At 64.4% G+C, this 26,408-nt stretch carries 26 protein-coding genes; 7 read left to right on the top strand and 19 right to left on the bottom strand.

The features are described 5' to 3' along the window. Nucleotides 1-3: 3 nt before the first annotated feature. From PHD22_RS00340 to PHD22_RS00310, 7 genes are all read left to right on the top strand, one after another. Nucleotides 4-1,977: an FAD-dependent oxidoreductase gene (locus PHD22_RS00340; RefSeq protein ID WP_299860588.1), complete on the top strand. Its 1,974-nt coding sequence runs from the start codon at nucleotides 4-6 to the stop codon at nucleotides 1,975-1,977. Nucleotides 1,978-2,137: 160 nt separating this feature from the next. Continuing rightward, nucleotides 2,138-3,448, top strand: a complete 1,311-nt coding sequence (locus PHD22_RS00335) for an aromatic ring-hydroxylating dioxygenase subunit alpha (protein WP_299860585.1) — start codon at nucleotides 2,138-2,140, stop codon at nucleotides 3,446-3,448. A gap of 67 nt (nucleotides 3,449-3,515) precedes the next feature. Beyond that, entirely contained in the window at nucleotides 3,516-4,274 is a 759-nt protein-coding gene (locus PHD22_RS00330) for a glucose 1-dehydrogenase (protein ID WP_299860582.1), read from the top strand. Nucleotides 4,275-4,293: 19 nt separating this feature from the next. After that, nucleotides 4,294-5,331, top strand: coding sequence for an NADP-dependent oxidoreductase (locus PHD22_RS00325; protein ID WP_299860579.1), 1,038 nt, complete (start codon nucleotides 4,294-4,296; stop codon nucleotides 5,329-5,331). Nucleotides 5,332-5,477: 146 nt separating this feature from the next. Beyond that, entirely contained in the window at nucleotides 5,478-7,133 is a 1,656-nt protein-coding gene (locus PHD22_RS00320; RefSeq protein WP_299860577.1) for a DUF1302 family protein, read from the top strand. 26 nt (nucleotides 7,134-7,159) lie between these two features. Next, nucleotides 7,160-8,536 carry a DUF1329 domain-containing protein gene (locus PHD22_RS00315; RefSeq protein ID WP_299860574.1) on the top strand — a complete coding sequence of 459 codons (1,377 nt, stop codon included), beginning with the start codon at nucleotides 7,160-7,162 and terminating at the stop codon, nucleotides 8,534-8,536. A 100-nt stretch (nucleotides 8,537-8,636) separates the two neighbouring features. After that, nucleotides 8,637-9,389: an SDR family oxidoreductase gene (locus tag PHD22_RS00310; protein ID WP_299860571.1), complete on the top strand. Its 753-nt coding sequence runs from the start codon at nucleotides 8,637-8,639 to the stop codon at nucleotides 9,387-9,389. A 59-nt stretch (nucleotides 9,390-9,448) separates the two neighbouring features. On the opposite strand, the gene PHD22_RS00305 is transcribed toward PHD22_RS00310, so the two are convergent. The 19 genes from PHD22_RS00305 to PHD22_RS00215 all read right to left on the bottom strand — a co-directional run bounded on the left by PHD22_RS00305 (nucleotide 9,449) and on the right by PHD22_RS00215 (nucleotide 26,393). Continuing rightward, on the bottom strand, nucleotides 9,449-10,132 hold the full coding sequence (locus PHD22_RS00305) for a TetR/AcrR family transcriptional regulator (RefSeq protein WP_299860568.1): 684 nt from the start codon (nucleotides 10,130-10,132) through the stop codon (nucleotides 9,449-9,451). 54 nt (nucleotides 10,133-10,186) lie between these two features. Next, nucleotides 10,187-10,624 carry a VOC family protein gene (locus PHD22_RS00300; protein WP_299860565.1) on the bottom strand — a complete coding sequence of 146 codons (438 nt, stop codon included), beginning with the start codon at nucleotides 10,622-10,624 and terminating at the stop codon, nucleotides 10,187-10,189. An 11-nt stretch (nucleotides 10,625-10,635) separates the two neighbouring features. Then, nucleotides 10,636-11,415 carry an SDR family oxidoreductase gene (locus PHD22_RS00295; protein WP_299860561.1) on the bottom strand — a complete coding sequence of 260 codons (780 nt, stop codon included), beginning with the start codon at nucleotides 11,413-11,415 and terminating at the stop codon, nucleotides 10,636-10,638. A gap of 25 nt (nucleotides 11,416-11,440) precedes the next feature. After that, the gene (locus PHD22_RS00290) at nucleotides 11,441-11,893 is read right to left on the bottom strand and encodes a nuclear transport factor 2 family protein (protein WP_299860558.1); all 453 of its coding nucleotides are present in this window, start codon (nucleotides 11,891-11,893) and stop codon (nucleotides 11,441-11,443) included. Nucleotides 11,894-11,907: 14 nt separating this feature from the next. Next, nucleotides 11,908-12,432, bottom strand: coding sequence for a nuclear transport factor 2 family protein (locus PHD22_RS00285; protein ID WP_299860555.1), 525 nt, complete (start codon nucleotides 12,430-12,432; stop codon nucleotides 11,908-11,910). Continuing rightward, nucleotides 12,432-12,959: a nuclear transport factor 2 family protein gene (locus PHD22_RS00280; protein ID WP_299860552.1), complete on the bottom strand. Its 528-nt coding sequence runs from the start codon at nucleotides 12,957-12,959 to the stop codon at nucleotides 12,432-12,434. Before PHD22_RS00280 ends, PHD22_RS00285 begins: the two co-directional genes overlap by 1 nt. A 54-nt stretch (nucleotides 12,960-13,013) precedes the next feature. Continuing rightward, entirely contained in the window at nucleotides 13,014-13,784 is a 771-nt protein-coding gene (locus tag PHD22_RS00275; RefSeq protein WP_299860549.1) for a glucose 1-dehydrogenase, read from the bottom strand. Nucleotides 13,785-13,817: 33 nt separating this feature from the next. Next, the gene (locus tag PHD22_RS00270; protein WP_299860546.1) at nucleotides 13,818-14,504 is read right to left on the bottom strand and encodes an EthD domain-containing protein; all 687 of its coding nucleotides are present in this window, start codon (nucleotides 14,502-14,504) and stop codon (nucleotides 13,818-13,820) included. Nucleotides 14,505-14,508: 4 nt separating this feature from the next. After that, a complete protein-coding gene (locus PHD22_RS00265; RefSeq protein ID WP_299860543.1) occupies nucleotides 14,509-15,933 on the bottom strand; it encodes an aromatic ring-hydroxylating dioxygenase subunit alpha in 1,425 nt (474 codons plus the stop codon). Further along, a complete protein-coding gene (locus tag PHD22_RS00260; protein ID WP_299860540.1) occupies nucleotides 15,930-17,363 on the bottom strand; it encodes an aromatic ring-hydroxylating dioxygenase subunit alpha in 1,434 nt (477 codons plus the stop codon). Before PHD22_RS00260 ends, PHD22_RS00265 begins: the two co-directional genes overlap by 4 nt. A gap of 10 nt (nucleotides 17,364-17,373) precedes the next feature. Further along, complete coding sequence (locus PHD22_RS00255) at nucleotides 17,374-17,703, bottom strand: Rieske 2Fe-2S domain-containing protein (protein WP_299860537.1); 330 nt, start codon at nucleotides 17,701-17,703, stop codon at nucleotides 17,374-17,376. Nucleotides 17,704-17,720: 17 nt separating this feature from the next. Further along, nucleotides 17,721-18,254 carry a nuclear transport factor 2 family protein gene (locus tag PHD22_RS00250; RefSeq protein ID WP_299860534.1) on the bottom strand — a complete coding sequence of 178 codons (534 nt, stop codon included), beginning with the start codon at nucleotides 18,252-18,254 and terminating at the stop codon, nucleotides 17,721-17,723. Then, a complete protein-coding gene (locus PHD22_RS00245) occupies nucleotides 18,251-19,036 on the bottom strand; it encodes a glucose 1-dehydrogenase (protein ID WP_299860531.1) in 786 nt (261 codons plus the stop codon). The genes PHD22_RS00250 and PHD22_RS00245 overlap by 4 nt, the downstream gene beginning before the upstream one ends. Beyond that, nucleotides 19,033-20,454 carry an aromatic ring-hydroxylating dioxygenase subunit alpha gene (locus PHD22_RS00240; protein ID WP_299860527.1) on the bottom strand — a complete coding sequence of 474 codons (1,422 nt, stop codon included), beginning with the start codon at nucleotides 20,452-20,454 and terminating at the stop codon, nucleotides 19,033-19,035. Before PHD22_RS00240 ends, PHD22_RS00245 begins: the two co-directional genes overlap by 4 nt. 139 nt (nucleotides 20,455-20,593) lie before the next feature. After that, nucleotides 20,594-21,106: a nuclear transport factor 2 family protein gene (locus tag PHD22_RS00235; protein ID WP_299860525.1), complete on the bottom strand. Its 513-nt coding sequence runs from the start codon at nucleotides 21,104-21,106 to the stop codon at nucleotides 20,594-20,596. Between the two features lie 65 nt (nucleotides 21,107-21,171). Continuing rightward, nucleotides 21,172-22,557: a DUF1329 domain-containing protein gene (locus tag PHD22_RS00230; RefSeq protein ID WP_299860522.1), complete on the bottom strand. Its 1,386-nt coding sequence runs from the start codon at nucleotides 22,555-22,557 to the stop codon at nucleotides 21,172-21,174. Nucleotides 22,558-22,604: 47 nt separating this feature from the next. After that, nucleotides 22,605-24,230, bottom strand: coding sequence for a DUF1302 family protein (locus PHD22_RS00225; protein ID WP_299860519.1), 1,626 nt, complete (start codon nucleotides 24,228-24,230; stop codon nucleotides 22,605-22,607). 478 nt (nucleotides 24,231-24,708) lie between these two features. Then, on the bottom strand, nucleotides 24,709-25,569 hold the full coding sequence (locus PHD22_RS00220; RefSeq protein WP_299860517.1) for a TIM barrel protein: 861 nt from the start codon (nucleotides 25,567-25,569) through the stop codon (nucleotides 24,709-24,711). Continuing rightward, nucleotides 25,566-26,393 carry a cache domain-containing protein gene (locus PHD22_RS00215; RefSeq protein ID WP_299860514.1) on the bottom strand — a complete coding sequence of 276 codons (828 nt, stop codon included), beginning with the start codon at nucleotides 26,391-26,393 and terminating at the stop codon, nucleotides 25,566-25,568. Before PHD22_RS00215 ends, PHD22_RS00220 begins: the two co-directional genes overlap by 4 nt. Nucleotides 26,394-26,408: the final 15 nt, after the last annotated feature.

The following is a 26,408-nucleotide window of genomic DNA, read 5'->3' as shown; positions in this document are numbered from 1 at the left end:
GCCATGTCCCTGACCCACATCCACACCCCCATCCGCCTGGGCCCCGTCGAGGTGAAGAACCGGGTGGTGCGCACCGCCCACGCCACCAACCTGGGGGGCGGCACCATGAATGATGCGCTGATCGGCTACCACCGGGCCCGGGCCGAGGGTGGCGCCGGCCTGTCCATCGTCGAGATCCTGTCGGTGCATCCCACCACCCCGGCCACCCTCAACGTGTTCATGCCCGGCATCGAGGAGGGTTACCGCAAGCTGGTGGATGCCGTCCGGCCCCACGGCATGAAGCTCTTCCAGCAGTTGTGGCACGGCGGCCACAACGCCCTCCCCCTGGACGGCTCCCCCCCCTGGTCCGCCTCCGACGTTCCCAGCCCGACCATCGGCGTGACCCCGGTTCCGATGACCCAGGCGATGATCGACGAAATCGTCGCCGCCTACGCGGACACTGCCCGCCGCTGCGAGGAATGGGGCCTGGACGGGGTGGAGATTCACTGCGCTCACGGTTATCTCCCCGCCCAGTTCCTCTCCCCCAACGCCAACCGGCGTACGGACGCCTACGGAGGCAGCTTCGACGGGCGGATGCGCTTCATGCGCGAGGTGGTGGAAGCGGTGCGGGCCGCCGTGTCCCCCGGCTTTGCCGTAGGCGTCCGGATGGCCCCGGACCTGTCCGCCAACGGCGTGGGAGTCGAAGAGGTGATGCGGGCCGTGGCGATTCTGGAAGAGGCCCGCCTGATCGACTTCGTGGATGTCTCCCTCGGGGACTACCACGCCTTTCCCAAGCTCATCGGCGCGATGCACGAGCCCCTGGGCTACGAGATGCCGACCAGCGCACCGGTGGCCCGGGCCGCCCGGACACCAGCCATCGTCACCGGGCGCTTCCGCACCCTGGAAGAGGCGGACCAGGTGATCCGGGCTGGCGACGCCGACCTGGTGGCCCTGACTCGCGCCCACATCGCCGACCCGGACCTGGTGCGGAAAACCCTCGCCGGCCATCCGGAACAGGTCCGTCCCTGCATCGCCTGCAACCAGGGCTGCGTCGGCGGTCTGCTGGGGCCCGCCGCGCGCATGGGCTGTACGGTCAATCCGGCGGTCGGTGCCGAAGACAGCCTGGAAGACCGGGCCCTGACGCCCGCCCCAAGCCCGCGGAAGATACTGGTCGTAGGGGGCGGCCCCGCCGGCATGGAGGCCGCCCGGGTAGCGGCCTTGCGCGGCCACCGGGTCGTGCTGGCCGAGGCCGCCGACGACCTGGGCGGCGCCCTGCGGATTGCCGCCCGAGCCCCCCAACGCCACGGCATCGCCGACATCGCAGTGTGGCTGGAGCAGGAGATTTACCGGCTGGGTGTCGAGGTCCGCCTGTCCAGCTACCTGAGCGCCGACGACATCCGGGCCGAGGCGCCGGACGCCGTGATCCTGGCCACCGGCGCCCTGCCCCGCATGGACGGCATCCAGCTCTCCCACCCGGGCGAACCCATCGCGGGGATCGACCGCCCCCATGTGCTCTCCAGCTGGGACCTGCTGCTGGAACGCCCGCCCCGGCGGGTAAGCCATGCAGTCGTCGTCGACGATGTGGGTCACTACGAGGGGATCGCCGCTGCCGAACACCTGATCACCCTGGGCGCCGAGGTGCATTTCGTGACCCGCCATACGGCCTTCGCCCACCAGATGGAGGCGGCCCTGAGTAGTGAACCCGCCCTTCAGCGCCTGGCCCGCGGCCGCTTTCACCTGCACCTGCGCACCCGCGCCCTGTCCATCGGTCCCGACAGCGTGACCCTGGTGCCGACCTTCCTGCCCGCCACCGATCCGCATCTGTTCCAGGTGCCAGCGGAACGGGTCGTGCTGGTTTCCCACAACGCGCCCAACCGCAGCCTGGCGGACGAACTGGCCGGCAGCGGCCTCCCCCTGCGCCTGATCGGCGACGCCAGCACCCCGCGCTTCCTCCCGGCAGCCATCCGGGAAGGACGTCTGGCCGGCATGGAGGTATGAACGGAAGGAAAAACCCCATTGACGCCAAATAAAACCGATTATTTTGTTTTTTTAAAATCTCAGCTAAGCTGAGCCATGCCTTGAACCCATGACCGCAACAAGACGGTCGGGACCCTGCCCCCCAGTGGAGCACGCAAAACCATACCAGGAGATAGAAACCATGAGCCTAGAACAACGTATCGAAAACGCGAAGATCACCCGGGACGCCCTGCGCGGCGACCCGATTACCGGCGATCGATACTATTCCAAGGAGTTCGCCCAGAAGGAGTGGGACCACGTGTTCACCCGCACGTGGCAGATCGGCGGCATGGCGGCCCAGCTGGCCAAGCCCGGTGACGTGATCACCCAGGCGATCGGTGCCGAATCCATCCTGATGACCTGCGACGAGGACGGTACCCTCCGTGCCTTCTACAACGCGTGCCCGCACCGGGGTAACCGTCTGGTGGCGGACGAGCAGAAGAGTGGGGTCAAGCGCCTGGTGTGCGCTTACCACAGCTGGACCTTCAGCATGGACGGGGTGGTCCGCCACGTCCGCGATGCCGACGATTACCCCCAGGGCAACCCCATTGGCAAGATGAAGCTCAAGGAGATCCGCTGCGAGACCCTGGGTGGCCTGGTGTGGTTCAACATGGACCCGGACGCCCCTTCCCTGCGGGACTACCTGGGGGTGGCGGGCGAACTCTTCGACCGCTATCAGACCGGCAACTGGGTCCGGGTGAACTGGCTGACGGGTCTGGTGGACTGCAACTGGAAGATCATCCACGACAATTTCAATGAGGCTTACCACATCCTCAGCCTGCACCGGGAACTGGGCACCTTCATCGACGACGCCCACCAGAACACCGAGTTCGAGTTGTACGAAAACGGTCACAACCTGATGAAGATGAAGGGCCACCAGCCGTCAGCCAATGCCCGTGCCACCGTCGTCCAGGCGCCCCTGGATGCCATCCTGCAAGAATGGGATCTCGACCCGGCGGCCTTCAACGGGCGCCCCCGCGACACGCGGGTTGCCATCCAGCAGCAAAAGCGCACCCTCGGCCCGGCCCGCGGTCACACCCACTATGACGGCCTCGCCGACGAGCAGCTCACCGACTATCACCACCTGACCCTCTTCCCCAACACCACCCTGACCATGTCGTCGGACTTCTTCCAGGTGCTGCGTCCGATGCCCCATCCGAGCGACCCTGAGAAGTGCCTGTTCGACCACTGGTACATGATGCCGCCGGTCGCGGGACGTGACGAGGTGGACACCCCTGTCGGCCGGCGCAAGTTCGAGGCCGCTCCCCACGAGAGCTTCATGCACGGGGAGGCCTCCATCGGCTTCGTGGCCGACCAGGACCTGAGCGTGGCCATTGCCCAGCAGAAGGGGCTGCACTCCCGGGGCTACCAGGACGCCTACCTGTCCGGCCAGGAAGACCGGGTCCGCCGCCTTCATGATGTGATCAACGACTACATCGCAGGCCGTCGCTAAGCGCAGGCCAACCGGGGGCCAGCCCACCAGGGCTGGCCCTTGCTGCATCCAAAACCAAAGGAACGTCATGACAAAAGAATTTTCCGGCAAAGTTGTCCTCATCACGGGAGCCGGCTCCGGCATCGGCCGAGCCAGTGCCCTGGCCTTTGCCCGGGAGGGCGCCCATGTGGCAGTCGCCGACATCACCGAGGCCGGCGGCCGCGAGACCGTCGCCCTGATCGAGGCCGCCGGCGGCTCCGCGCGCTTCTTCCAGGTCAACGTGACCCAGTCATCCGAGGTGGCCAGCCTGATCCGCCAGATCGTCGAGACCTGGGGCCGCCTCGACATCACCCTCAACAACGCCGGCGTCGACAACGACATGGCGCCCATCACCGAGACCTCCGAAGCCGATTTCGACAAGGTGATCGGGGTGAACCTCAAGGGCGTGTGGCTGTGCATGAAGTACGCCATCGCCCAGATGGAAAAGCAGGGCGGCGGGGTGGTCATCAACACCGCCTCGGCCCTCAGCATCACCGTGCTGCCCGGCGCCTCTCCCTACAACGCCAGCAAGCACGCCGTGGCCGGCCTGACCAAGACCTGCGCGGTGGAGTACGGTGCCAAAAACATCCGCATCAACGCCATCTGCCCCGGCGTGATCCGCACCCCCTTGCTGGAAAACCACCCGAACCTGGCCGAGATGGAAAAGGGCCTGATCCCCCTGCACCCCATCGGTCGCCTCGGCCAGCCGGAAGAAGTGGCCAACACCGTGCTGTGGCTGGCCTCCGACAAGGCCTCCTTCGTCCACGGTGCGCTGATCACCGTAGACGGCGGCTGGACCGCAATGTAAGCCCTGTCAGGACATCGCCATGCCGCCGCGCTCCAACCGCCGGATTACCCTCGCCCGCCGCCCCGACGGCATCCCCGGTCCGGACGACTTCGCCCTGCGCGAAGTCCCCATGCCGGAGCCTGCCGAAGGGCAGGTCCTGATCGAAAACCTCTACCTGTCCCTGGACGCGGCCATCCGTAGCTGGATGAAGCCGGACTGCAGCTATTTTCCGCCCATTGCCCTGGGCGAGCCCGTGCGCAGCACCACCCTCGGCCGGGTGGTGGCAAGCCGGCACCCGGATTTCAAGCCTGGCGACCACGGCGTGGCCTACGCCTGCGGCGGCTGGGAAGACTATTCGGTGGTGGCCGGTGAAAGCCTCCACCGAGTCGAGAAACGCCCGGGCTTTCCCCTTCACTACCACCTGAGCATCTTCAGTGCGATGGGGCTCACCCCCTATTTCGGCTTGCTCGACATCGGCCAGCCCAAGCCCGGCGAGACCGCCCTGATCAGCGCTGCTGCCGGCGCGGTAGGCTCCATTGCCGGGCAGATCGCCAGGATCAAGGGCTGCCGGGTGGTGGGCATTGCCGGCAGCGACGAGAAATGCCGGATGCTGGTGGAGGAGCTCGGCTTCGATGCCGCCTTCAATTACAAGGGCAAGAACACCGAGCAGCTCTCCCGCGACATCGCCGAACTGTGCCCCAGGGGCGTGGACATCTTCTTCGACAACGTGGGCGGAGAGATCCTCGACGCGGCTCTCCTCAACCTGGCCATGTTCGCGCGGGTCGCCTTCTGCGGCGCCATCGGCGACTACACCAGGAGCGGCCCGATCCCCGGGCCTTACCACTACTGGCAGATCCTGGCCCGCTGCGCCACCGTGCGGGGTTTCCTGACCTTGTACTACAAGGATCAGTTCCCCGCCGCCATCGACGAGATGGAAGGCTGGCTGAAGAGTGGCCAGCTGAAGTTCAGCGAGGACATCTCGGTCGGCCTGGAGAGCACCATCCCCAGCTTTGCCAAGCTGTTCACCGGTGAGAACCGGGGCAAGCTGCTGGTCAGGCTGCAACAAGACCGCGCGTAATCCCCCGGCTCTGTTTTACAACCCGAATAAAAACAAATAAAGCTGTTTTAACAGCTGGATGCAGCACAGTGTGGTGGCGGGATCGGCTGCCACAACCATGAAAACCATAAGGAGGAAACGCTTTGAGGAACAACGATTACCCCAGAATGACTGCGGTCAGCTCCCTGCATGTCGCCGTGGCCGCTGCTCTTGCAATCATGGCCGGCCACGCCTCTGCCATGGAGATCGACACAGGCAATCCGGACCTCGAGTTGCGCTGGGACAATACGGTCAAATACAACCTCGGCTTCCGCATGAATCAGCGGGACCAGACGCTTGGAGACACCTGGATGCTGCAGGGCGGCAACCATCAGTTCGACCGGGGTGACGTTGTCACCAACCGGATCGACCTGATTTCGGAAGTCGACCTGATCTACAAGAAAAACTTCGGCGCCCGCGTTTCCGGGATGGCCTGGTACGACGCTGCCTACAACGGTGACGTGGACGGGAATCCGGCTTATAAGGCCTATGCCCAGGCCAACCCCGGCTTCGGCCAGGGCAATGCCTATCCCAACTACCGGATGGGAAGTACCGCCAAACGCTATTACACAAAATCGGGCGAACTGCTGGATGCCTTTGTGTTCGGCAAGGTGGATGTGGGTGAAGTGCCCATCTCCATGCGCCTGGGTCGCCATACGGTCTATTGGGGCGAATCACTGTTCTCACCCATCCACGGCGTCTCCTATTCCCAGAGTGCGGCTGATTTCCGCAAGGCTGCAGCCACGCCGGGCATTGAAGCCAAGGAGATGTTCCTTCCCCTCAACCAGCTGTCCATGCAGGCCCAGCTGACCAACGACATCAGCATTGCCGGCCAGTACCAGATGGAATGGGCCCCCTACCGCATCTCAGAGGGCGGCACCTTCCAGTCTGCGGTGGACCCCTTCTTCCTGGGCGGCACCCTTTCCGGCCCCCAGGGTCCGGCCTTCCTGGGTGACATGAGCAGCGGTCCCTACAAGAAGCCGGGCAATACCGGCAGCTGGGGTATCAATACGCGGATCAAGAGCAGTACCCTCGGGGGCACCCTGGGCGTGTATTACCGCAAGTTCGACGACAAGCTGCCCAACATCGTGTTCAACGCCCAGGCTGGAGCCCTCCAGAACGCCTACGCCAAGGACGTGAAGCTCGCCGGCATCAGCTTTTCCACCCTGGTGGGCTCCACCTCCGTCGGTATGGAACTCGTCCATCGCCAGGACACCGCCCTCGCCACCAACGGCGGCGGCCTGCCCACCGGCAGCACCTGGCACGGGGTCCTGAACTCGGTGACCTACTTCGGCAAGACCGCTCTGTTCGACTCTGCGCCACTGACCATGGAGCTGACGTACAGCAAGCTGCAGAGCATCAATAGCGGCAGCGAGGCCTTCTTCAACCGCACCACAGCCACCTGCGGCGTGCGCAACGGCTGCGCCACCGATGATGCCCTGGGCTTCCAGATGTCTTTTGCGCCGGTCTGGTATCAGGTCTTTCCCAGTGTCGACATCTCCCTGCCGATCAGCGCCGGCATCGGCCTCTTCGGCAACTCCCCCGTCCCCTTCGGCGGCAATGAAGGATCAGGCACCTACAGCATCGGCGTCGGCTTCGACTATCAGCAGAAATACAAGCTGGACATCGCCTACAACGATGCCTATGGCAACTACACCGCCGGCCCCAACTCCTACTACGGTGTCGTACCGGGTATCGGTCCCCGTGGAATGGCGAGTTCCAACGGCAGTGGCCTGACCCATGACCGCGGCTGGCTGTCGATCACCTTCAAGACCAATTTCTGACATCCCGCAGAACAAGGAAATCATTCATGCATGCACGCCTCAAAACCTTGGCCGTCCTCGTCGGATTGACCATTGCCGGTACGGCCAGCGCGGCCGTGACCGCCGAAGAAGCGAAAAAACTGGGCACTACCCTGACGCCCTGGGGAGCGGAAATCGCTGGCAACAAGGATGGCACCATCCCGGCGTATACCGGTGGCCTGAAGAATCCCCCCCCCAGTTACGACCCGGCCAAACCCGGTATCCGTCCTGACCCCTTCGCCAACGAGAAGCCGCTCCTGAGCATCACGCCCGCCAACTACACCCAGCACGCCGACAAGCTGAGCGAAGGCCAGAAGGCGATGTTCAAGAAGTACGCGACCTTCCGGATGGATGTCTTTCCGAGCCACCGGACCTTCAAGTACCCCAAGGCCTTCCTGGACAACTCCATCAAGAACGCGACGAGCTGCAAGCTGACGGCTGACGGGCTGGGGCTCGAGAACTGCTGGGGCGGCACCCCCTTCCCGATCCCCAAGAACGGCAGCGAAATGATGTGGAACCGGATCCTCAAGTTCCAGGCCTATTCTTTCGGTATCGATGACGCTCAATCCACCGTGGTGGATGTCTCCGGCAACAAGATCGACACCTCAGGCTGGTCCACCCGGACCCTGAACACGCCCTTCGACCCCAAGCGCAGCACGCCTCTGGGCAGTGACGAAATGTGGGATCTGCGGCGCATGGACTACCACTCTCCCGTACGCAAGGCCGGCGAGAAACTGGTCATTCATGACTCCCTCGACATGAACAACGTGGGTCGCAAAGCCTGGACCTACCTGGCCGGCCAGCGCCGGATCAAACTCTCCCCCGACGTCGGCTATGACACGCCCTCGCCGACCGGTGCCGGCATCGGCACCGTGGATGACTCCTCGCTCTTCTTTGGGCAGCTCGACCGCTACAACTTCAAGCTGGTCGGCAAGAAGGAGCTCTACATTCCTTACAACATGTACAAGATCCAGGACCAGACCGTCTGCGGACGTGACGTCGTCCTCACCAAGCAGCACCTGAACCCGGATTGCGTACGCTGGGAGCTGCACCGGGTCTGGGTCGTGGAGGCCACCCTGAAGGAAGGCAAGCGTCACATCTACCCGCGCCGGACCTTCTACTTCGACGAGGATCTGCTCGGCGGGGCCGGCGTTGCCGAATCCTATGACGCATCCGGGGCGATCTATCGCTTCGTCCAGATGCATCCGACCTCTTTCTATGAGGCCGAGGGTGGTCAGAGCGAGGAGTTCACCGTGTATGACCTGCAGACCGGCTCCTACGTCCGCCAGGCCTACTCTCTCAACAAGACCGGCTGGGTGGTGACCAAGCCCATGCCTTCCGCCTGGTACACCCCCGAAGCCCTGGCCGGTAGCGGCGTCAAGTAAGCCTGCTCAGCCCGCGCCTCTCCCCTTGGGAGAGGCGCGCCTCACCCCGCTCCGGCCTGGTGCCGGAGCACCTGACCTGATATCACTGGAGTAGAAAAACATGGGACGTGTTGAAGGAAAAGTTGCACTGATCACCGGCGCGGCTTCCGGTCTGGGCGCTGCCGATGCCCGCATGCTGGCCCGGGAAGGTGCCAGGGTGGTCCTGACGGACGTCAATGAGGAACTGGGACGGCAGACTGCGGCGAGCATCCCCGGCGCGCTCTTTCTGCGCCATGACGTCCGCGACGAAGCCCAGTGGCAATCGGTCATCGCCGCCACAGTAGAGCACTTTGGCGGACTGGATGTGCTGGTCAACAATGCAGGCCTGGTGCAATTCACTTCGGTGGAGGACACCCCGCTGGAGCAATACCGCTTCGTCAATGCGGTGATGTCCGAGGGCACCTTCCTGGGTTGCAAGCATGCCATTCCGGCCATGCGCAAGACCGGCCGGGGCGGCTCGATCATCAACATCTCGTCGATCGCCGCGATCATGGGAATCGGGGAAATCGCCTCATATACGGCGGCCAAGGGGGCCATCCGCTCCCTGACCCGGAGCGTGGCCATCCACTGCTACAACAAACGGGACGGGATCCGCTGCAACGTGATCCTGCCCGGCGCCCACGAGACCCCCATGACCGCCAGCGCAGGAGTGGCGCTGTCAGATGCCACCAGCGGAGCCCTGGACCAGCTGAACAACCACGGCCAGGGCAGTCCGGAAGGGGTTGCCGCCATGGTGGTCTTCCTGGCTTCCGACGAATCCCGGCACGTGACGGGCGCCGAATTCGTCATCGACGGGGGTGAAACGATCCGCTGATCGCCCGGACCCGCCTCCCCTTGTGGAGGCGGGCTGCCGGACGTGGACCGGCCAGCGCTTCAGGGCTGTGCGCTGGCCTGCCGTATCAGGGCCTGCTCCAGTTCCCGGGCGGCGGCTTCAGCAACCACGTCCAGCAGGCGGCTGCGCCGGGCTGCATCGCTACAGGCCTCCGGGCTGATGGTCAGGCTGACCAGCACGTAGACGGTCAGATCCCGCAGCATTTCACTGATTTCCGGCAGATTCTGCCAGACAGGCAGCAGCTCGGCCCGTACCTGGGTTTCCCGGACATCGATCTCCTGGGCCAGACGGGCCACCAGCCGGCCGAGAAAGCGCTCGCCCCGGGCGCCCTGCAGGAGCTCCTGAAGGGCGTGAAATCCAGGACTGGTGACGTAGTCCTCATCCATCAGATCCAGGGTCAGGCGCATCGCCTCGAAGCCGGAGCTGCCCTCGAGACTGGCCACCACGGCCCGGACCATGGCCCGGTACTCCACCAGCCGCACATCCATCAGATAGTCGGCAAAGGCCCGGAAGAGTACCTCCCGGGACGGGAAATGGTGGGTTACCGCACCCCGGGACAGACCGGCGCGCATGGCAATCGCCTCATTGGTGGTATGGGCGTAGCCCCAGTCCACCAGGCAGTGGAGGGTGGCATCAAGGATCTGCTGGCGAGTGCGCAGGCTCTTGAGGGGCTGGCTGAGCCGCAGCCGCCCTCCCGCCTCGGCAATGGGCTTCGAACCGGTCATGGGCTGGGACGGAAAAAGACCCGGGCCACCCTGGACAAGGCGGCCCGGAGGAGATCAAAGGATCTGCTGGAGTTCGAACACGTTGCCGTCGGGGTCGCGGCCGTAGGTCGCCCGTACCACCCCGAAATCCTGGGGCGGCACGTGGAAGCGGACCCCGGCAGCCCGCAGACGCTGGTATTCCGCTTCCGCATCGTCCACGTCGAAGCACAGGTGGGTGATGCCATGCTTGTGCACCTTGCGCTCACCCGTGGCCGCAGCCTCGGGCTGAGGAGGTGCCTCGAACTGGAACAGCTCCACACAGATGGCACCCAACTGGAGCATCACGGTGGTGGCGGCGGTTCCTTCGAGCGCCATCACCTGGTCAATCTTGGGCTGGTCGGAGCCCCAGGTCGTGCGGGACACCTCCCGGAAACCCAGCAGGTCCCGGTAGAAGGCCAGCGCCCGGGGCAGGTCCGGCGTTGAAATGGCCACATGGTGGATTCCACTGATCATCGGTACTTCCCTCAATATTTGTAGGACTGACCGCCATCGATCGGGACGACCGTGGCGTTGATGAAGCTGGCATCGTCGGAGAGCAGGAAGGCAACCGTGCCCGCCACTTCCGCCGGCCTGCCGAAGCGTTTCATGGGATTGACACTGACGAATTCCCGTCCCACCGCCTCCCAGTTGTCGCCCCCCATCTGCTTCAGGGATCCCTCGACCATCGGGGTCATGATGGCTCCCGGCGCCACCGCATTGACGCGGACGCCGAACTGACCGTACTCGACTCCGGAGTTACGGGTCAGGCCGACGACGCCGTGCTTGCTGGCCGAGTACCCAGACTGGCTGCCCACCCCGCGCAAACCGCCCACGGAGGCCATATTGACGATGGCGCCGTGACCCTGGCGGTGCATCACCGCCAGCACGTGCTTGAGGCCATAGAAGACTCCGTTGAGGTTCACATTAACCACCCGCAGGAATTCGTCGATGCCGTAGTCTTCGGTGAGGTTCTGTTTGCCCTCGACCCCCGCATTGTTGAAGAAGCCATCGATGGCACCGAAGCGGTCCACGGTTGCCTGGACGAAGGCCTGGACCGCCTGCTCGTCGGTCACGTCCGCCACGGTCAGCAGCAGTTCCGTCTGGGGATGGGCCTCGGCGATCAGACGCCGGGTCTGCTCCAGGGCTCCCGCCCCCACATCCACCAGGGACAGGCGGGCGCCTTCGGCGGCCAGTCGCAGGGTCGTCGCCTGACCCAGGCCGGAACCGGCACCCGTGATCAATACAGTCTTGCTGGAAAAACGCATGTCATATCCTTGTTCAATCCGGGTTTCACCCGGCACTCAGGGCCGTGGCGCCAATGTCGCCGCTCATGTGGATCAGGGCCAGTTCCCGATGGGCAATGCGCCAGCCTTCCGGACGGCGTACCAGACGATCCCGGTACTCCCCCCAGACGGTCAGCGTCCGGTCGCGGTAGTCACCCAGCCCGGCGTGGATGGCCTGCAGGTAACACCGGGCCGTGGCGCCATCCCCATGCACGGCGATGCGCACGGTGCCGATCAGGTGCTGGGTCGGGCCACAGACTGACAGGGCCTGGCGAACCACCTCGATGATCGCCTCCCGGCCCTCGAAATGGCCGATGGAGGTGTAATGGGCGGTGGCATCGGCGGTAAACACCTGCTCCAGCGCTGGCCAGTCCCGCCGGTCCAGGGCTTCGGCATAGCCCATCAGGACTTTCCCGATGCGCGCCTCATCGAGCAAGGTATCGAGTGTGACCTCGTCCATTACGCCCGCCACCCTCAAGCCACCAGCCCAAGCTGGTAGACCCGGTCCTCGCGGCCCCGGGTGCCCTGGACCCGGAACGCCGCAAACTCGCCGTCAGTGCGCCCGGCATAGGGCCAGCAGGCGTTCCAGTCCATCACCAGGTCGCGCTTCCACATGCGCCAGACCCCATCACGCTTTTCCCAGACATCCCGGTAGCGCATGTTGTCGGGGCAGTTGATCAGGGCCCCGTCGGGCAGGGCCGCGGCCGCATTGCCCAGCATGTAGGACTCGGCCACCGCGCGATTGCCATCGAGCTGGATGTCCACGTTGGCGATCCGGTGAAAGGCCCACACCAGGTTGTCCTTGATGAAGGGAATGTCGTATTCGCAGAAATCGTGGGCGTTGCCGTCGAAGATGCCGAAAACCACCGAACCGTCATGGTGGAAGGTGGACTTCAGCAGGTCGAGGTCACAACGGTCCACGGCCTGGATGTAGCGGCACATCTGGTCGTAGATGGCCTGCTTGTCCGCCAGGGCGCGGATGCGGGCAGCGGTGCTCATCAGCGCTCTCCGAGGACGGTGTAGATGGGGTCATCCTTGCTGCGCAGGCCACGCAGCTTGATCATGCCGAACAGGCCCTCGTCCCACACGGCGGTGGTCGGGAAGCTCATGTTCCACTCATGGATGAAGGTACGGCGGGCAAACTTCCAGGCGCCCTCCACACGGGCATATTCATCCACGTAGCGGCCACCGATCAGGGTGTCGGTCTTGCCCCCCTCCTTGTTCCAGGTGGCCACGTTGATCACGTACACCTCGCCCCGGGCCTTGTCTCCTTCGATCAGGAAGAACTCGTTGGAAATGGAGTGGAAACTCCGCTCCAGGCCGGCCGGATTCACCGCAGCGGCCACGTATTCGCTCGCCGGGCCAGCAAAGGCGCCGTCCTCGACCTGAGCGCCGGCGGCCCACAGGCCCGCCAGCAGATCCCGGTCGGCCCGGTCGAGGGCGCGGGCAAAGCGGGCATTCAGGGTGCGCAGCGCTTCCTTGTCTTCCAGTTCCTGCAACAGGGCCAGTTCATTCACATCGCTCATGCTTGTCTCCTTCTGGGTGGTGGTACTACGTGTTGTTGTGATGGTTTGGATGGTTCAACGGTTGGCGTAACCGGCATCCACGTTGATGGTGGTGCCGGTCACGTAGGAGGCCAGATCCGATGCCAGCCACAGGCTGGCCTGGGCCACTTCCCGGGCCTCGCCAAAGCGGCCCAGCAGGCTCAAGGCCGGCGCGAAGTCCGCCTCGGTGACCTTCATCGCCGCCAGGGCATTGCGCAGCATGGGGGTATCGATGGCACCCGGCGCCACCGCATTGACGCGGATGTTGTGCTCGCCGTTTTCCAGGGCGGCAACCTTGGTCAGGCCGATCACCCCATGCTTGGCGGCCACATAGGCCCCATTGGTGGGCTGCGGACGGAAGGAGCTGACTGAACCGATATTGACGATGGAGCCTCCCTGACCCTGGCGGATCATCTGGGCCAGCTGATACTTGAGGCACAGGGCCACGCCCTTCAGATCCACCGCGATCACCCGGTCGAACTGACTCTCGTCCATTTCCGACAGCACATGGGTGTCAGGGGTCACGGCCGCGTTATTGACAGCCGCATCGAGGCGGCCGAAGCATTCCACGGTGGCCCGGACGAGCCCCTCCACCTCGGCAGCAATGGCCACATTCACCTTGTGGAACATGGCCACACCACCGGCTTTCTCGATCGAGGCCACCACGGCCCGGCCCTCGGCTTCATTCATGTCGGCCACCACCACGCGGGCGCCGGCCTCGGCAAACAGGATCGCTGTCGCGGCGCCCATGCCCTGGGCGCCACCGGTGACGATGGCTACCTTGTCCTGCAGAATCTGTCCGATCATTGGGTATTCCTTGTCAACGTATTGATTTGAAACTCAGGCCGGCTCCGGGGGAGCCAGGACGATCTCCTCCCGCACCAGCAGACCGCGCAGACTGCGCCGGTCCACCAGCCCCTGGCCGGCCTGGTTGTCCCGGGAACTCCAGGCCTGCCGGGCAGCAGCGGTGTCAGGCCACCAGCTGCACTCGACCCCATCGAAGGGGGTGTCTTCGGGACCCGCCTGGACAGCCTGGCGGGTCAGCCGCAGGGGACTCACTGCCGGCCGCCCCAGAGGACCATCGTCAGCCAGCCAGCAACGCTGGAAGGCCTCCCGGCTCAGTCCCGGATCCCGGTCCACCACCAGCATCAGCTTGACGGCCCCAGCCAGGGCCGGCCCCCGGGAGCGTCCGGCAACCAGCCGTTCCCGGACCACGCAGGAAACCGCGGGTGGAGTCATGAAACGGGCCTCGTCCGGGCCGGCGCCTTCCCGGTACTCCCGGCTGTCCACCAGACGCTGGAGATCCGCCAGGTCACGGATCCACAGCTCCGGCGCGCCGTCGGCGATCCGCGTCAGGCCATCGGGCTGGGGCTCCACGGCGTGGTTCTGGATGTAGCCCTGAAAGAAGCCGGCCTCCGCCAGGGCCAGCGCGTGATCCTTGTGGGTGGTCCGCCAGTACTGGCTGAACTCGGCCAGACCGAAGTCCGCCCGCCGCCGGATAAAACTCACCACCTTGAGCGCATCCATGGTCTCAGCTGTCCGCCTGACCACGGGCCAGATAGCGGTCCGCGGTACGCTCGAAGTGGCGGACGAGGATTTCCTGGTAGTTGCCGAGGGTCTGGCCAGGCTTCTTCGAGGCCCGGAAACCCTGCTGCTGGGCCCGCAGGTTGGCGGTGTCCTGGTCGTAGACCTTCGCCAGCAGCGGGTCCAGCCCCTTGACCACCGCATAGGACTCTTCCTCGCTGACCAGCACCATCTCGGGGGGGTCGGGGGGCAGGCCCTGGGCCGGCAGCGGACGCAGGAACAGGATTTCGAACAGGCAGCGCTCCGGGTCGTCCTTGAGGGGACGGAAGCGGTAGACCATCGGCAGGGACACCCCCGGGAACAGCACCATGTTGGGAAACAGGTGGTATTCGATGGTGTCGATGATTTCCGTATCGGACACCCCCGACAGATCCCTGCCGTACTTCTCGCCCAGTACCTTGCGGAGGACACGGGCCATCACGGTACGGGCGCTCTCGCCCTCGCCCACCACCAGTTCGTCCCCCACCACCGAGCGGTCACCAATCAGCATGGCGTCCACCAACGCCTGCTCGCTGAGAGGCTTGTCCAGATGGGGGCTGGCGACGCCGAGCGCCACGTAGAAACGGGCTACGTGATCACCGTACACGTCGTACTGGACGTTGGCATCGCCGGTGCCCTGGAGCAGCTGGGGATGGGTCTCGAAGACATGGTAAGCCTCGATGAAGGCCTCCATTCCGGTCTTCCAGTTGCACGGCAGGATCTTGCCCAGATGCACCTCGGTATAGCGCTGGCCCAGATCCCAGTTGCGGAAATGCTCGGGCAGCACCTCCAGATAGCTTTCCAGGGACGGCGCGTTTTCGTCCAGATTGATGAACACGAAGCCGCCCCACAGGCCCACCCGCAACTCCGGCAGACGGTAGGCCTCCGGCTTCACGTGGGGGAAATCCCAGGCGCAGGGCACGCTCTTGAGGGCGCCCTCCAGGGTCCACGTCCAGCCGTGGAAGGGACAGCGCAGCTCCTGGGCCGAACCCATCCCCTCCTCCGGGCGCAGCTTGGTGCCCCGGTGCAGGCAAGAGTTGTAATAGGCCTTGATGCCCTCTCCGGTGCGCACCACCAGCACCGAATGATGGCCGATCTCATACACGTAGTAGTCGCCCACCTGGGGGATGTGCTCCTCGCGGCAGGCCCATTGCCAGGTCTTCGCCCAGAGATGGGTCATCTCCTGCTCGTAGTGCTCCCGGGAGGTGTAGCGGCGGTAGTCGATGTCCTCGTCGCCGAGGAACTCGTAGCGGGTCTCCCGCAACACCTGGGGCGGCGGGTTCACGTCCCGGGCGACGATATCCCGGGCGCTGGGACCGGGGCAGCGGGCAGCGCCCGGGGGGAGGCCGGCCTCATCGCCGGGAATCAGGGACATGGGAACACGGTCGTTCATCGGTTTTCTTCCTTGCTGAAGCCACGGGCCAGATAGCGGTCCACAGCCCGTTCAAAATGGCGGATGCGGACTTCCTGGTAGTTGCCGAGGGTCTGGCCAGGCTTCTTCGAGGCCCGGAAACCCTGCTGCTGGGCCCGCAGGTTGGCGGTGTCCTGGTCGTAGACCCGGGCCAGCACCGGGTCCAGGGCCTTGACCACCGAGTAGGATTCCTCTTCTCCCACCAGCACCATCTCGGGAGGATCGGGAGGCAGGCCCTGCTCCGGCAGCGGACGCAGGAACAGGATTTCGAACAGGCAGCGCTCCGGGTCGTCCTTGAGGGGACGGAAGCGGTAGACCATCGGCAGGGACACCCCCGGGAACAGCACCATGTTGGGAAACAGGTGGTATTCGATGGTGTCGATCATCTCCGCATCGGACACCCCGGAGAGGTCGCTACCGTACTTGTCACCCAGCACCTTGCGGAGGAAGCGGGCCATCACGGTGCGGGCGGTCTCCCCCTCGCCCACCACCAGCGCGTCATTCACTACCGAGCGGTCACCGATCAGCATGCTGTCCACCAACGCCTGCTCGCTGAGAGGCTCATCCAGATGGGGGCTGTTAACCCCACCCACGGCATAGAAGCGGGTCACGTGGTCGCCATACACGTCGTACTGGACGTTGGCGTCGCCGGTACCATGGAGTAGCTGGGGATGGGTCTCGAGGACGTGGTAGGACTCAATGAAGGCCTCCAGCCCGGTCTTCCAGTTGCACGGCAGGATCTTGCCCATGTGCAGTTCGGTGTAGCGCTGGCCCAGGTCCCAGTCACGGAAGTGCTCGGGCAGCACCTCCAGATAGCTTTCCAGGGACGGCGCGTTTTCGTCCAGATTGATGAACACGAAGCCCCCCCACAGGCCCACCCGCAACTCCGGCAGACGATAGGTCTCCGGCTTTACGTGAGGGAAATCCCAAGCGCAGGGCACGCTCTTGAGGGCGCCCTCCAGGGTCCACGTCCAGCCGTGGAAGGGACAGCGCAGCTCCTGGGCCGAACCCATCCCCTCCTCCGGGCGCAGCTTGGTGCCCCGGTGCAGGCAGGAGTTGTAATAGGCCTTGATGCCCTCCCCGGTGCGCACCACCAGCACCGAATGATGGCCGATCTCATACACGTAGTAGTCGCCCACCTGGGGGATGTGCTCCTCACGGCAGGCCCATTGCCAGGTCTTCGCCCAGAGATGGGTCATCTCCTGCTCGTAGTGCTCCCGGGAGGTGTAGCGGCGGTAATCGATGTCTGTCTCGCCAAGGAACTCGTAGTGGGACTCGCGGAGGATCTGCGGCGCAGGCACCGCGTCCCGGGCCACGATGTCCTGAACACTGGGCCCGGGACAGCGGGCTGCCCCCGGGGGCAGCCCGGCATAGTCGCCGGGGATCAGGGGCATCGGAATGCGCTCGTTCATGTGCTTACCCTCAGGCGGCCACCGGGGCGTCCACGGACACCTGGATCTGCCCGTCCGACACCTGCAGCGCGTAGGTGCGCAGGGGCACCCGTCCCATCTGGCCCCGGCCGCAGCCGGTCTTGACGTCGAACATCACCCCGTGGAGGGGACAGGCAATCAGGCCGTTGCGGATCCGGCCGCCTTCGAGCGGGGAGTCCTGGTGGGTGCAGCGGTTCTGCACCGCAAAGAACTCCCCGGCGGAGTTGCCGACAAGAATGTTGTGGCCATCGATCTGGACGGCCTTGCTGGCTCCGGGCGGCAGGTCCGCCACCGGAAAGACGGTATGGAAGGAATGGCTCATGGTGTGCTCCTGCCGCATCAGGATTTGAAGAAGGTATAAGACACGTCATCGAGGCCGGCACGACCGCGCTGGGCCGCCGCTCCGATGCCCGCATCCCAGACGGCGTTGTCGGGCTGGCTGTTCATCCAGTCCACCACGAAGAGGCGATGGGTGAATTTCCAGACGCCGCCCCGCCGCTCGTACTTGTCCAGGTAACGGCCACCGACCAGTTGGTCGCTCTTGCTGCCATCCTCGGCGAGCACCACGCTCATGCCGAGGACGTAGCTGCGGCCGGTGGCCCGGTCACCGTCCACCTCGAAAAGCTCGTTGGAGGCGAAGTGGTAGGTGATCTCCACGGCTGGGTTAGGCGCACTGATGATCTCGGCAAACTGTTCACCGCTGCCCACGAAGAGGCCGAAGTCGATCACCGAATCCGGCCACCACAGGGTCTCCAGCAGGGCCCGGTCACGCCGGTCCACACCGTTGGCGTAGCGCACGTTGAGCTCATGCAGGTCCTGCTTGGCCTGCATCTCGGCGAAAGCCTGTTCCAGTTGGGCGAGGTCCATGCTCATGCGCCTTCCCCCGCCGGATAGGGCTTCGCCAGCACGCCGCCATCCACGTACATCTGGTGACCGGTCATGAAACTGGCCTCGTCACTGGCCAGGAAGGCCACCGCCGCGGCGATCTCGCTCACCTCGGCGATCCGGTCGAGGGGCTGCATGCCGGCGTAGATCGCCTCCAGGCGGGCTGGATCGTCGGAGGCATCGAGATACTGCTGCAGGTTGGGGGTGCGGGTGGCCGCCGGGTGCACCGAGTTGCAGCGGATGTTGTAATGCTGTTCGCCACAATACAGGGCCACTGTCTTGGTGACCGCGTCCTGGGCTGCCTTGGCCGCACCGTAAGCGGTGAACAAGGGGCCTGGGCGGATGCTCTCCACCGAGGAGATGTTGATGATCGCGCCGCCGCCGGTCGTCTTCATGCTGCCAACGCCGTACTTGCAGCCCAGGAAGGTGCCTTCCCCATGGACCCGCATGTGATTGCGCCAGTCCTCCAGAGTCGCCGCCTCGATGTGGGCCGGGAAGGAGATGCCGGCATTGTTCACCAGGATGTCGAGCCGGCCCCAGCGCTGCTCCACGTGGGCGACGGCCTGCTGCCAGGCAGCCTCCTCGCGGACATCGAGGCTCAGGTAGGCCGCGTTCGGGCCGAGTTCGTCGGCCAGGGCAGCGCCGGCGGTGTCATTGATGTCGGTCAGCAGCACCTTCGCACCGTCGGCGATGAAGCGGCGGGCGATGCCGGCGCCGATGCCCGAGGCGGCACCGGTCACCAGCGCAACCTTGTCTTGCAGTTTGCTCATGCACGTTCTCCCTGCCGGATGGGGGCATTCAGGTATTTGTCGAGGGTCTGGTGAAGCTGGCGGATCCGCACTTCCTGGTAATTGCCGAGGGTCTGGCCCGGCTTGGTGCTGGACTTGAAGCCCCGCTGCTGGCCGATCAGGTTGCCGGTGTCCTGGTCGTAGATGGTGGCCAAGCCCGGATCGAAGCCCGGCACCTCGTGGAAGGACTGCTCGAAACCGAGCTCGATGACCTCCGCCGGATCGGGACGAACGCCCGAGTCCGGCACCGGCTGCAGGAACAGCAGGTCGAAGATGCAGGAGTCCGGATCATCCCCATTGGGACGGAAGCGATAGACCATGGGGAACAACAGGGACGGGAACAGGCAGGTGTTCGGAAACAGGCAGTATTCGATGGCGTCGATGGTCTCGGAGATGCTCAGATGGGAGAAATCCCTGCCGTAGGCCTGGCCGAACATCCCCTGGAGGTGTGTGGCGAACACCTGCCGGGCAGTCTGACCCTCCGGCACCCGCAGCTTGTCGGCCCCTTCAGCGACGCCTTCCACCACTCCCTCGCCCAGCAGGGCATCGAGGATCTGCTGCTGGCTGAAGCTCTCCTTGAGGTGGGGGCTGGGATAGCCCACCAGATGAACGAAGCGGGACAAGTTATCCCCGTAGATGTCGTACTGGCTGTTGGCATCCCCCACGGTGAGCACACCTTGAGGATGGGTCTCAAGCACGTGGTAGGACTCCAGGAATGCTTCCAGGCAGGCCTTCCAGTTGGCCGGCAGCAGCTTGCGCACGTGGCGGGCGGTGAACTTGGCCGCCAGGTCCCATTTGGCAAAATGCTCGGGCAGCACACCCAGATGTTCGGCGAGCGGCGGGGCATCCTGGTCGAAGTTGATGAAGACGAAACCACCCCAGGTGTCCACCTTCAGCTCGGGCAGACGGAAGGTTTCATCCTGAACATGGGGGAAATCCCAGCGGCAGGGCACGTCCTCCAGGGCGCCCTCGAGGCTCCAGGTGAAGCCGTGGAAGGGACAGCGCAGGTTCTTCGAACGACCGGCCGAGCCGGCGGGCTTGAGCTGGGTGCCCCGGTGCAGGCAGGCGTTGGGGTAGGCCTTTATGGCACCGCTCTCGGTGCGGACGATGAGCACCGACTTGTCGGTGATTTCGTAAACGAAGTAATCGCCCGGCCCGGGAATGTCGTCTTCCCGGCACGCCCATTGCCAGACCCGGGTCCACAGCCGCTCTTTTTCCAGCTCATGAAACTGGCGGGAGGTGTAGCGGGCAAAGGGAATGTCCCGGTCACCGATGAATTCGTAACTGGGAACCGTCAGATGGGCCGGTGGCTGATCGCCATCGGCACGGATGATCTCCGCAGTGCTCGGGCCGGGGCAGCGGGCTGCGCCGGGAGCGATGTGCTCGGCGGGATGATTCATGTCCTTCCTCCTTGGTGCTTCATGTGACGGGTCTGACCAGGCCAGCCCATTCATCTCTTGTCGCGGTACGAAGTGAAGACTACCGCATTACAAACAGATTTGTTTGTATTTTTTATATTGCAATGCAGCACCCGACTGCTCAGCCCCGCTCGCCCCGGGCGGCCAGGTGCAGGGCGGTCTGCTCCTTCAGGAAACTGTCGGCGGCCGGGTCGGTGCGGGCCCAGTCCACGATCTCCTTGCGCCGCGCGATCTTCCAGCCCTCACCCCGGTCCTCGTACTCGTCCTGGTAGCGGCCTGCCACGAAGAGGTCCTTTTTTTCGCCGTTCTCGGTAATCCGGTGCTGGGCCAGGAAATAGACTTCCCCGGTGGCCCGCGAACCCTCGATGTGGAGGCTGACCTGCCCGATCAGGTGCTGGCTGGCATCGCAGGCGGCCAGAAAGCCCTGGGCGAAATCGATGAAGTCGGCGGCGGGCCCGGCAAAGAGGCCACAATCCACCCAGGCATCCGGATGAAAAGCCAGGCGCTGGGTGTCCGGCAGCAGGCGGTCCTGGCCACGCATGTAGTGGTTGAGGGCCGCATGGATGTCACGCCGGGCGGCCAGATCAGCCACCTCGGCCTGGAGGCGCGCCAGGTCGACGGTAGTACTCGTCATGGAACATTCCTTTCCGTGAAAAGATCGGGGCCGCAACGGCGCTTGCCGTCCGGCCCCTGACCGTCTTAGCGCACGCCTTCCTGGCTCAGCGCGGCAGAATCATAGAAACCCGCCGGTTTGGCATCGGACGGCTTGGTCACCGTCATCATGCCGGCGCCAGCCACCGTGTAGGCCTGGCGCACATAGCCACCGCTGTTCAGGTCATGGACCACGAACTCATGGGTGTTGTGGCCCGTGGTTTCATAGAAGGGGTAGTAATGCCCCTGGGTGACCCGATACACCTTGCCGGCATCGTCATAGTTGTCGGCCATGCCCACGGCAGGGATGTCCTCATCCCAGTAGAAGGTGCGGCGCGGGTAGATGTGGCGCTTGCCTTCCTTGAGGGTGGCTTCCACCACCCACACCCGGTGCAGCTCCCAACGGACGCAGTCCGGGTTGAGGTGGTTGGGGGTGAACACCTTGTCGGCCGAGCACTGCTTTTCGTCGTGGAGCTTGAAGGTGTTGTAGGGAATGAACATCTCCTTCTTGCCGACCAGCTTGTAGTTGTAGCGGTCCTGGGCGCCGTAGAAGACCTGGGTGTCATCCACGGTGCCGATGCCGCCACCGGCCGGGCTGGGGGTGTCATAGGCCACGTCCGGGGACAGCTTGACCCGGCGCTGACCCGGCAGATAGCTCCAGGAACGGCGGCCGACGTTCTGCATGTCGACGGAGTCGTGCAGGACCAGCTTCTCGCCAGCCTTGCGGGTCGGCCCGGTCCAGTCCACCCGGCCGTACTCCAGCATCTCGTCGGCGGCAATCGGTTTGGTCCGGCCCGGCTCATAGGTCGGGAAGGTCTGCCAGTAGGCGAACGCGCCGGTCTCGATGCGCCGGCCGCTGCGGTCCACCAGGGTGGAGGTCTGCCCCGGGGACTGGTAGGCGTACTGGTCGTACTTCATCGTCCGGTTCCACATCACCTCGGAACCGTTCTTGGGAATCGGGAAGGGCACCCCCCCGAAGCAGGTGCCGGCCAGTTGCAGCAGGCTGGGGGCCAGCTGGCAGGAAGCCGCATTCTTCAGGGTGTTGTCGATGACGTACTTGGGATACTTGGCCGTCCGGTGGCTGGGATAAACGTCAATCCGGTAGGTGGAGTACTTCTTGAGCATCTCCTTCTGGCCGGCACTCAGCTTGTCCTCGTATTTGGCCATGTTGGCGGCCGTGATGGAGAACAGGGGCTTCTCGCTGGCAAAGGGATCCGGGCGGAACTGGGGCTTCTTGGGGTCGTAGCTGGCCGGGGGCTCGATGCCACCGGTGTAGGCCGGGATGCTGCCATCGGCATTGCCTGCCTTGATCGCCCCCCAGGGGGTCAGGGTAGTGCCGAGCTGCTTGATCTCTTCGGGGGTGGCCGCCGCGGAGGCAAGGCCAGACAGACCCACGGCAATCATCAGGGTCAGGGTTTTGACTTGCATGTTCATGGAGATAACCTTTTCTTCGTCGGATCGTTTCGGAGCGGACTCCGGAATCAGAAGGTGGCCTTGAGGGTCAGGGACACCCAGCCACGGTCGCGATAGACGCCACTGCCGTTGGCGGTCCCGTTCCATACACCGTTGGTTACCCCGTAACCGCCGAAGTAATCGTTGTAGGAGAGGTTGACCAGGTACTTGGCGAATACGTCGAGACCCACACCCACGCTCCAGGAACCGGCGTTCTCACCGGGCCCCATGGGGGTCACGGTGTTGCCCTTGAGGCCCCGACCGTAGTTGATGGGCATGGTCACGTCGATCCCCGGCACGACCTGGAACCAGGTCGGCGTGAAGGCCACGTTCAGGCCGAAGGCATCGTCGGTGGCACAGCCAGTCTTCTTCCCGGTGGTGCAGCCATAGTCCTCGTGATTGACGTAGGGTCTGGACTGACGGTCCACGCCATCCAGGCGCACGTAGTTGAGCTCCACCGACAGGGGTGCCGAATGGAACAGGGGCGTCTTGCCGATGTAAGCGATCGCATTGACCAGCGCGTGCCAGGTGTTGCCGGTGGCCAGCTGGTCGGCCGAGCCCTTGGTGGCCAGGGCGGTACCTTCCCGGCGGGACAGCTCAGCACCCACGGACACCGATCCCACCAGCTTGGAGAGACTGACGCCGTAGAGCTTCACGTCTTTGGCATAGGCGTTCTGCAGATAGCTGAAATTACCCCCGTTGATCATCGTCGGGTAACGGTCATCGAAATTGCGGTAGTAGAGACCCACATCCCCGCCGACCAGCTCCGAACGGATCTTGGTCATCACGCCCCAGCTGCCGGTATTACCCGGCTTGCGGTAGGGGCCGGAGGACAGGTCACCCAGCACCGGGTAGCCCTGGGCGTTGGTGCCGCCCAGGTAGCTCAGGTCTGAACCGCCCAGGTAGGTACCCCCTTCAGGAAAGCGGTGGGGATCCCACTCCATGTAGTAGTTGGCCGCCACGCTGATCTGATCGTTGAGCTTGGCACCCAGGGAAACCTGGTTCTGGGGCAGGAACAGCTCCTTGGCCTCAACCCCCGGGGTGGAGGTGGCCTTGCGCAAGTCGAGGGGCCCCTGCCCGTAGGCAATGCTATTGGCAAAGGTGAACAGGGACTCGCCCCAGTACACGTTGTGGCGCCCGACCCGGACGTTCACCGGCATCGCACCGATGTCCAGCCGAGTGAAGACGAAGGCGTCCAGCAGTTCGCCCGAACCCTTGTACCAGCGCTCCACGTGCTTGGTGAAGCGGTTGTTCGGATAGGCCGTGGTGCCCCCGAGCTTGGGATTGGGCGTGACCCGGTCGGTATAGGCGAAATCGTTCCAGGCGGCTGCCGAGATGCGGAAGCCGTGTTTTTCCTTGTAAACGAAGTCGAATTCGGAGAGCAGGTCAAAACGGTTGGTGACCAGATCCCCGGTATCCCAGCCATGGTTGGTGGCCTGGCCAATCCAGGCGTCGCCGAGCTTGTCGTCGCGCCCCTCGGCACGCCAGCCGGCGTTGTACTTGAGGGTGTTGTCCCAGCGGATCTTGACGTCCGGATTGCCAGTCTCTATTTCGAAGGCACTGGCTGGAAAGGCCGCCAGCACCAAGGCTGCGCCCGCCAGCAGGCGCCAGGTACCGCGTGTGTTGATGGGGTGCTTGCCCTTGTTCTTGTTCACTATTTTCTCCTCCTGATGTGTGGATCGGCACTCTCTGAAGCCCCGAAACAAAACAATCAAACCTATTTTTATTTAAGTTGGTTTGTCATCCTTTCTCCCTTCCAGGGCAAATCGATCCCATCGGATCAGCGGGGGTTTTTGGCGCTGCAGCCACACGGATCCACCCCTGCAGGGCGCATATGGCAGAACGCAGACTCGCAGAAAGAATCAGGAGGAAATCCGGCCAGCAGACCGCAGGACGGACAGGAAAAGGGCTTGCTGATACATCCGACGTACTCCCAGACCGGAAGGGACCGGGGTTTTACCCCGGCTCCACTGAAGTTGAGGATCTGCCCCGGGCGGGACACTGACGCCTGCTTGGCCTTGCACCGCAAAATAAATAAAACAGCCTTGTTCGTTTTTATATTACCAATGAACAATTTGCTTGCCAATATTTTTCAGCGGGATGAGAGCCGCTTTTCCCAGTCCTCGCCGCACGCTAGCCGGAGCAGCTCCGCAGGCATGCCCCCGCACCGCGCCAGCTCGCATCGGCAGCCTCCTGCAAGGGCCGGGCACGCTGTTCGACGGAGATGATCTCCACCCCCCACGGCCCCTGGTAACCGCTGGCCCGCACGGCCGCGATGAAGCCGGCCAGGTCGAACTCCCCCTCACCACACAACCGCCGGCGATCCAGGGTGTCTGCAATGGGCGAACCGACCGTCTCGAGGGTTCCGTCATCCAACTCCGCCCCACCGATTGTTCCGGGAGGCAGCGCGGCAATCCGGGCAAAGTCCATCTGCCCCCGGGTCACATGCCAGCTGTCGAGCATCAAGCCGCCCCCCTGGCCGGCACTGGTGCCCAGAATGGCCAGGGCGGTTTCCAGATCGGGAATGTTGGAAAAGGGAATCGGCTCCAGAGTCACCGTGGTCCCCACCTCCCGCGCCTGCCGGGCAAGCACCTGGAAGGCGTCGTGCATCCGCTCGACAGACCAGTCCGCCCCGCCAAAATCCCCCGCCGCCTTGATCCGGTGAGCACCCAGCTCGGCGGCGGTGGCCAGCAGCAGGTGCCGGTCCATGTCAGAGCGCTGGCGGGCCTCCCCGTCGGCACACCAATCGAAAAGTGCCTCCAGCTCCAGGTGGCACAGGCCGTTACCCGCCAGGATCGCCCGCAGGCCCTGGATGCCATGGCTGGCCAGGGTCCGGCGCAGGTCCGCCTGCTTGATGCCGATCCCGGTATAACCCGCCCGGGCGGCCGCCTCGGCCCGCAGGCGGAAATCCCAGGGGCTGTGGTCAGCCTCGCCGAATACATAATTGCCGGCGAGGGTCCAGTAACACCCCAGCAACGGGAGCGCCAGACTCACTGGTAATAACCCACACCCACCACCACATTGCCCACCCGGCGCAGGTAGGTGTGCTTCTTGAACACCTTGCCAGTCACCGTATTGCGCCAGGCATACTCGATCTCGCCCTGTTCCTTGTCCTTGACCCGGGCCAGCATGTCCCGGATGAACTCCTTGCCGTCCGCGTCCTTGAGGGTCAGAGCCCCGGTGCCGACCAGACGCGGCAGGCCACCGTGGGCCCGGAAGCGGCCATCGTCCAGGCCAATCGCAAATACATACAGATCATCCTCGACGAAGCGGCCGTTGAGGTCGTTGAAGGCGGCGAAGGCCTTGGACGGATCTTCCTTCACGGCGGCAGCAGCCTTGTCGGCCAGGGCGCTCGCCTGGGCCGGCGAACCATGGGGCAGGTAGTACCCCACCGCCAGCACCCGGTCCCCCACCTTCTCGAAGAAGGCCACCTTGCGCTCGATCTTGCCGTCCTTGCGGTTCAGCCAGCGGTATTCCACCGAGCCCGCCCCCTTCGCCTGGGCTGTTTCGAGCATTTCCCGGAAGAAGGCTTTCCCATCGGCATCCTTGAAATCGATCACGTTACGATCAATCAGGGTGGACGAGGAGCCGCCACTGGCCAGCACGACCCCCTTGCTGTCGAGGGCGTACACATACAGCTCGCCTTTGATGAACTCCCCCTGGCGGCTGAAGGCGGCCAGGGCCAGATCCTTCTTGTCCTTGTAATGGGTCACGGCCTTGGCAAGCAGGGCCCTGGCGTCGTCATCGCGGCCGGCATGGGCCGCAGGCGAGAGCAGCAGTGCAGAAAGCAGCAGGGGGATGAGAAGTTTGCTCAACATCATTATTCCTTTATT

The sequence above is a fragment of the Zoogloea sp. genome (assembly GCF_028693495.1).
In the GTDB taxonomy this organism is placed as follows: Bacteria; Pseudomonadota; Gammaproteobacteria; order Burkholderiales; family Rhodocyclaceae; genus Zoogloea.
The sequence above is the reverse complement of the archived record's forward strand: the minus strand, read 5'-3'. Positions and strand labels throughout refer to the sequence as shown.

Excerpts from the sequence above, each read along its gene's own strand:
- PHD22_RS00340 (WP_299860588.1), top strand. The coding sequence starts at position 4 with ATGTCCCTGACCCACATCCACACCCCCATCCGCCTGGGCCCCGTCGAG.
- PHD22_RS00335 (WP_299860585.1), top strand. The coding sequence starts at position 2,138 with ATGAGCCTAGAACAACGTATCGAAAACGCGAAGATCACCCGGGACGCC.
- PHD22_RS00330 (WP_299860582.1), top strand. The coding sequence starts at position 3,516 with ATGACAAAAGAATTTTCCGGCAAAGTTGTCCTCATCACGGGAGCCGGC.
- PHD22_RS00325 (WP_299860579.1), top strand. The coding sequence starts at position 4,294 with ATGCCGCCGCGCTCCAACCGCCGGATTACCCTCGCCCGCCGCCCCGAC.
- PHD22_RS00320 (WP_299860577.1), top strand. The coding sequence starts at position 5,478 with ATGACTGCGGTCAGCTCCCTGCATGTCGCCGTGGCCGCTGCTCTTGCA.
- PHD22_RS00315 (WP_299860574.1), top strand. The coding sequence starts at position 7,160 with ATGCATGCACGCCTCAAAACCTTGGCCGTCCTCGTCGGATTGACCATT.
- PHD22_RS00310 (WP_299860571.1), top strand. The coding sequence starts at position 8,637 with ATGGGACGTGTTGAAGGAAAAGTTGCACTGATCACCGGCGCGGCTTCC.
- PHD22_RS00305 (WP_299860568.1), bottom strand. The coding sequence starts at position 10,132 with ATGACCGGTTCGAAGCCCATTGCCGAGGCGGGAGGGCGGCTGCGGCTC.
- PHD22_RS00300 (WP_299860565.1), bottom strand. The coding sequence starts at position 10,624 with ATGATCAGTGGAATCCACCATGTGGCCATTTCAACGCCGGACCTGCCC.
- PHD22_RS00295 (WP_299860561.1), bottom strand. The coding sequence starts at position 11,415 with ATGCGTTTTTCCAGCAAGACTGTATTGATCACGGGTGCCGGTTCCGGC.
- PHD22_RS00290 (WP_299860558.1), bottom strand. The coding sequence starts at position 11,893 with ATGGACGAGGTCACACTCGATACCTTGCTCGATGAGGCGCGCATCGGG.
- PHD22_RS00285 (WP_299860555.1), bottom strand. The coding sequence starts at position 12,432 with ATGAGCACCGCTGCCCGCATCCGCGCCCTGGCGGACAAGCAGGCCATC.
- PHD22_RS00280 (WP_299860552.1), bottom strand. The coding sequence starts at position 12,959 with ATGAGCGATGTGAATGAACTGGCCCTGTTGCAGGAACTGGAAGACAAG.
- PHD22_RS00275 (WP_299860549.1), bottom strand. The coding sequence starts at position 13,784 with ATGATCGGACAGATTCTGCAGGACAAGGTAGCCATCGTCACCGGTGGC.
- PHD22_RS00270 (WP_299860546.1), bottom strand. The coding sequence starts at position 14,504 with ATGGATGCGCTCAAGGTGGTGAGTTTTATCCGGCGGCGGGCGGACTTC.
- PHD22_RS00265 (WP_299860543.1), bottom strand. The coding sequence starts at position 15,933 with ATGAACGACCGTGTTCCCATGTCCCTGATTCCCGGCGATGAGGCCGGC.
- PHD22_RS00260 (WP_299860540.1), bottom strand. The coding sequence starts at position 17,363 with ATGAACGAGCGCATTCCGATGCCCCTGATCCCCGGCGACTATGCCGGG.
- PHD22_RS00255 (WP_299860537.1), bottom strand. The coding sequence starts at position 17,703 with ATGAGCCATTCCTTCCATACCGTCTTTCCGGTGGCGGACCTGCCGCCC.
- PHD22_RS00250 (WP_299860534.1), bottom strand. The coding sequence starts at position 18,254 with ATGAGCATGGACCTCGCCCAACTGGAACAGGCTTTCGCCGAGATGCAG.
- PHD22_RS00245 (WP_299860531.1), bottom strand. The coding sequence starts at position 19,036 with ATGAGCAAACTGCAAGACAAGGTTGCGCTGGTGACCGGTGCCGCCTCG.
- PHD22_RS00240 (WP_299860527.1), bottom strand. The coding sequence starts at position 20,454 with ATGAATCATCCCGCCGAGCACATCGCTCCCGGCGCAGCCCGCTGCCCC.
- PHD22_RS00235 (WP_299860525.1), bottom strand. The coding sequence starts at position 21,106 with ATGACGAGTACTACCGTCGACCTGGCGCGCCTCCAGGCCGAGGTGGCT.
- PHD22_RS00230 (WP_299860522.1), bottom strand. The coding sequence starts at position 22,557 with ATGAACATGCAAGTCAAAACCCTGACCCTGATGATTGCCGTGGGTCTG.
- PHD22_RS00215 (WP_299860514.1), bottom strand. The coding sequence starts at position 26,393 with ATGTTGAGCAAACTTCTCATCCCCCTGCTGCTTTCTGCACTGCTGCTC.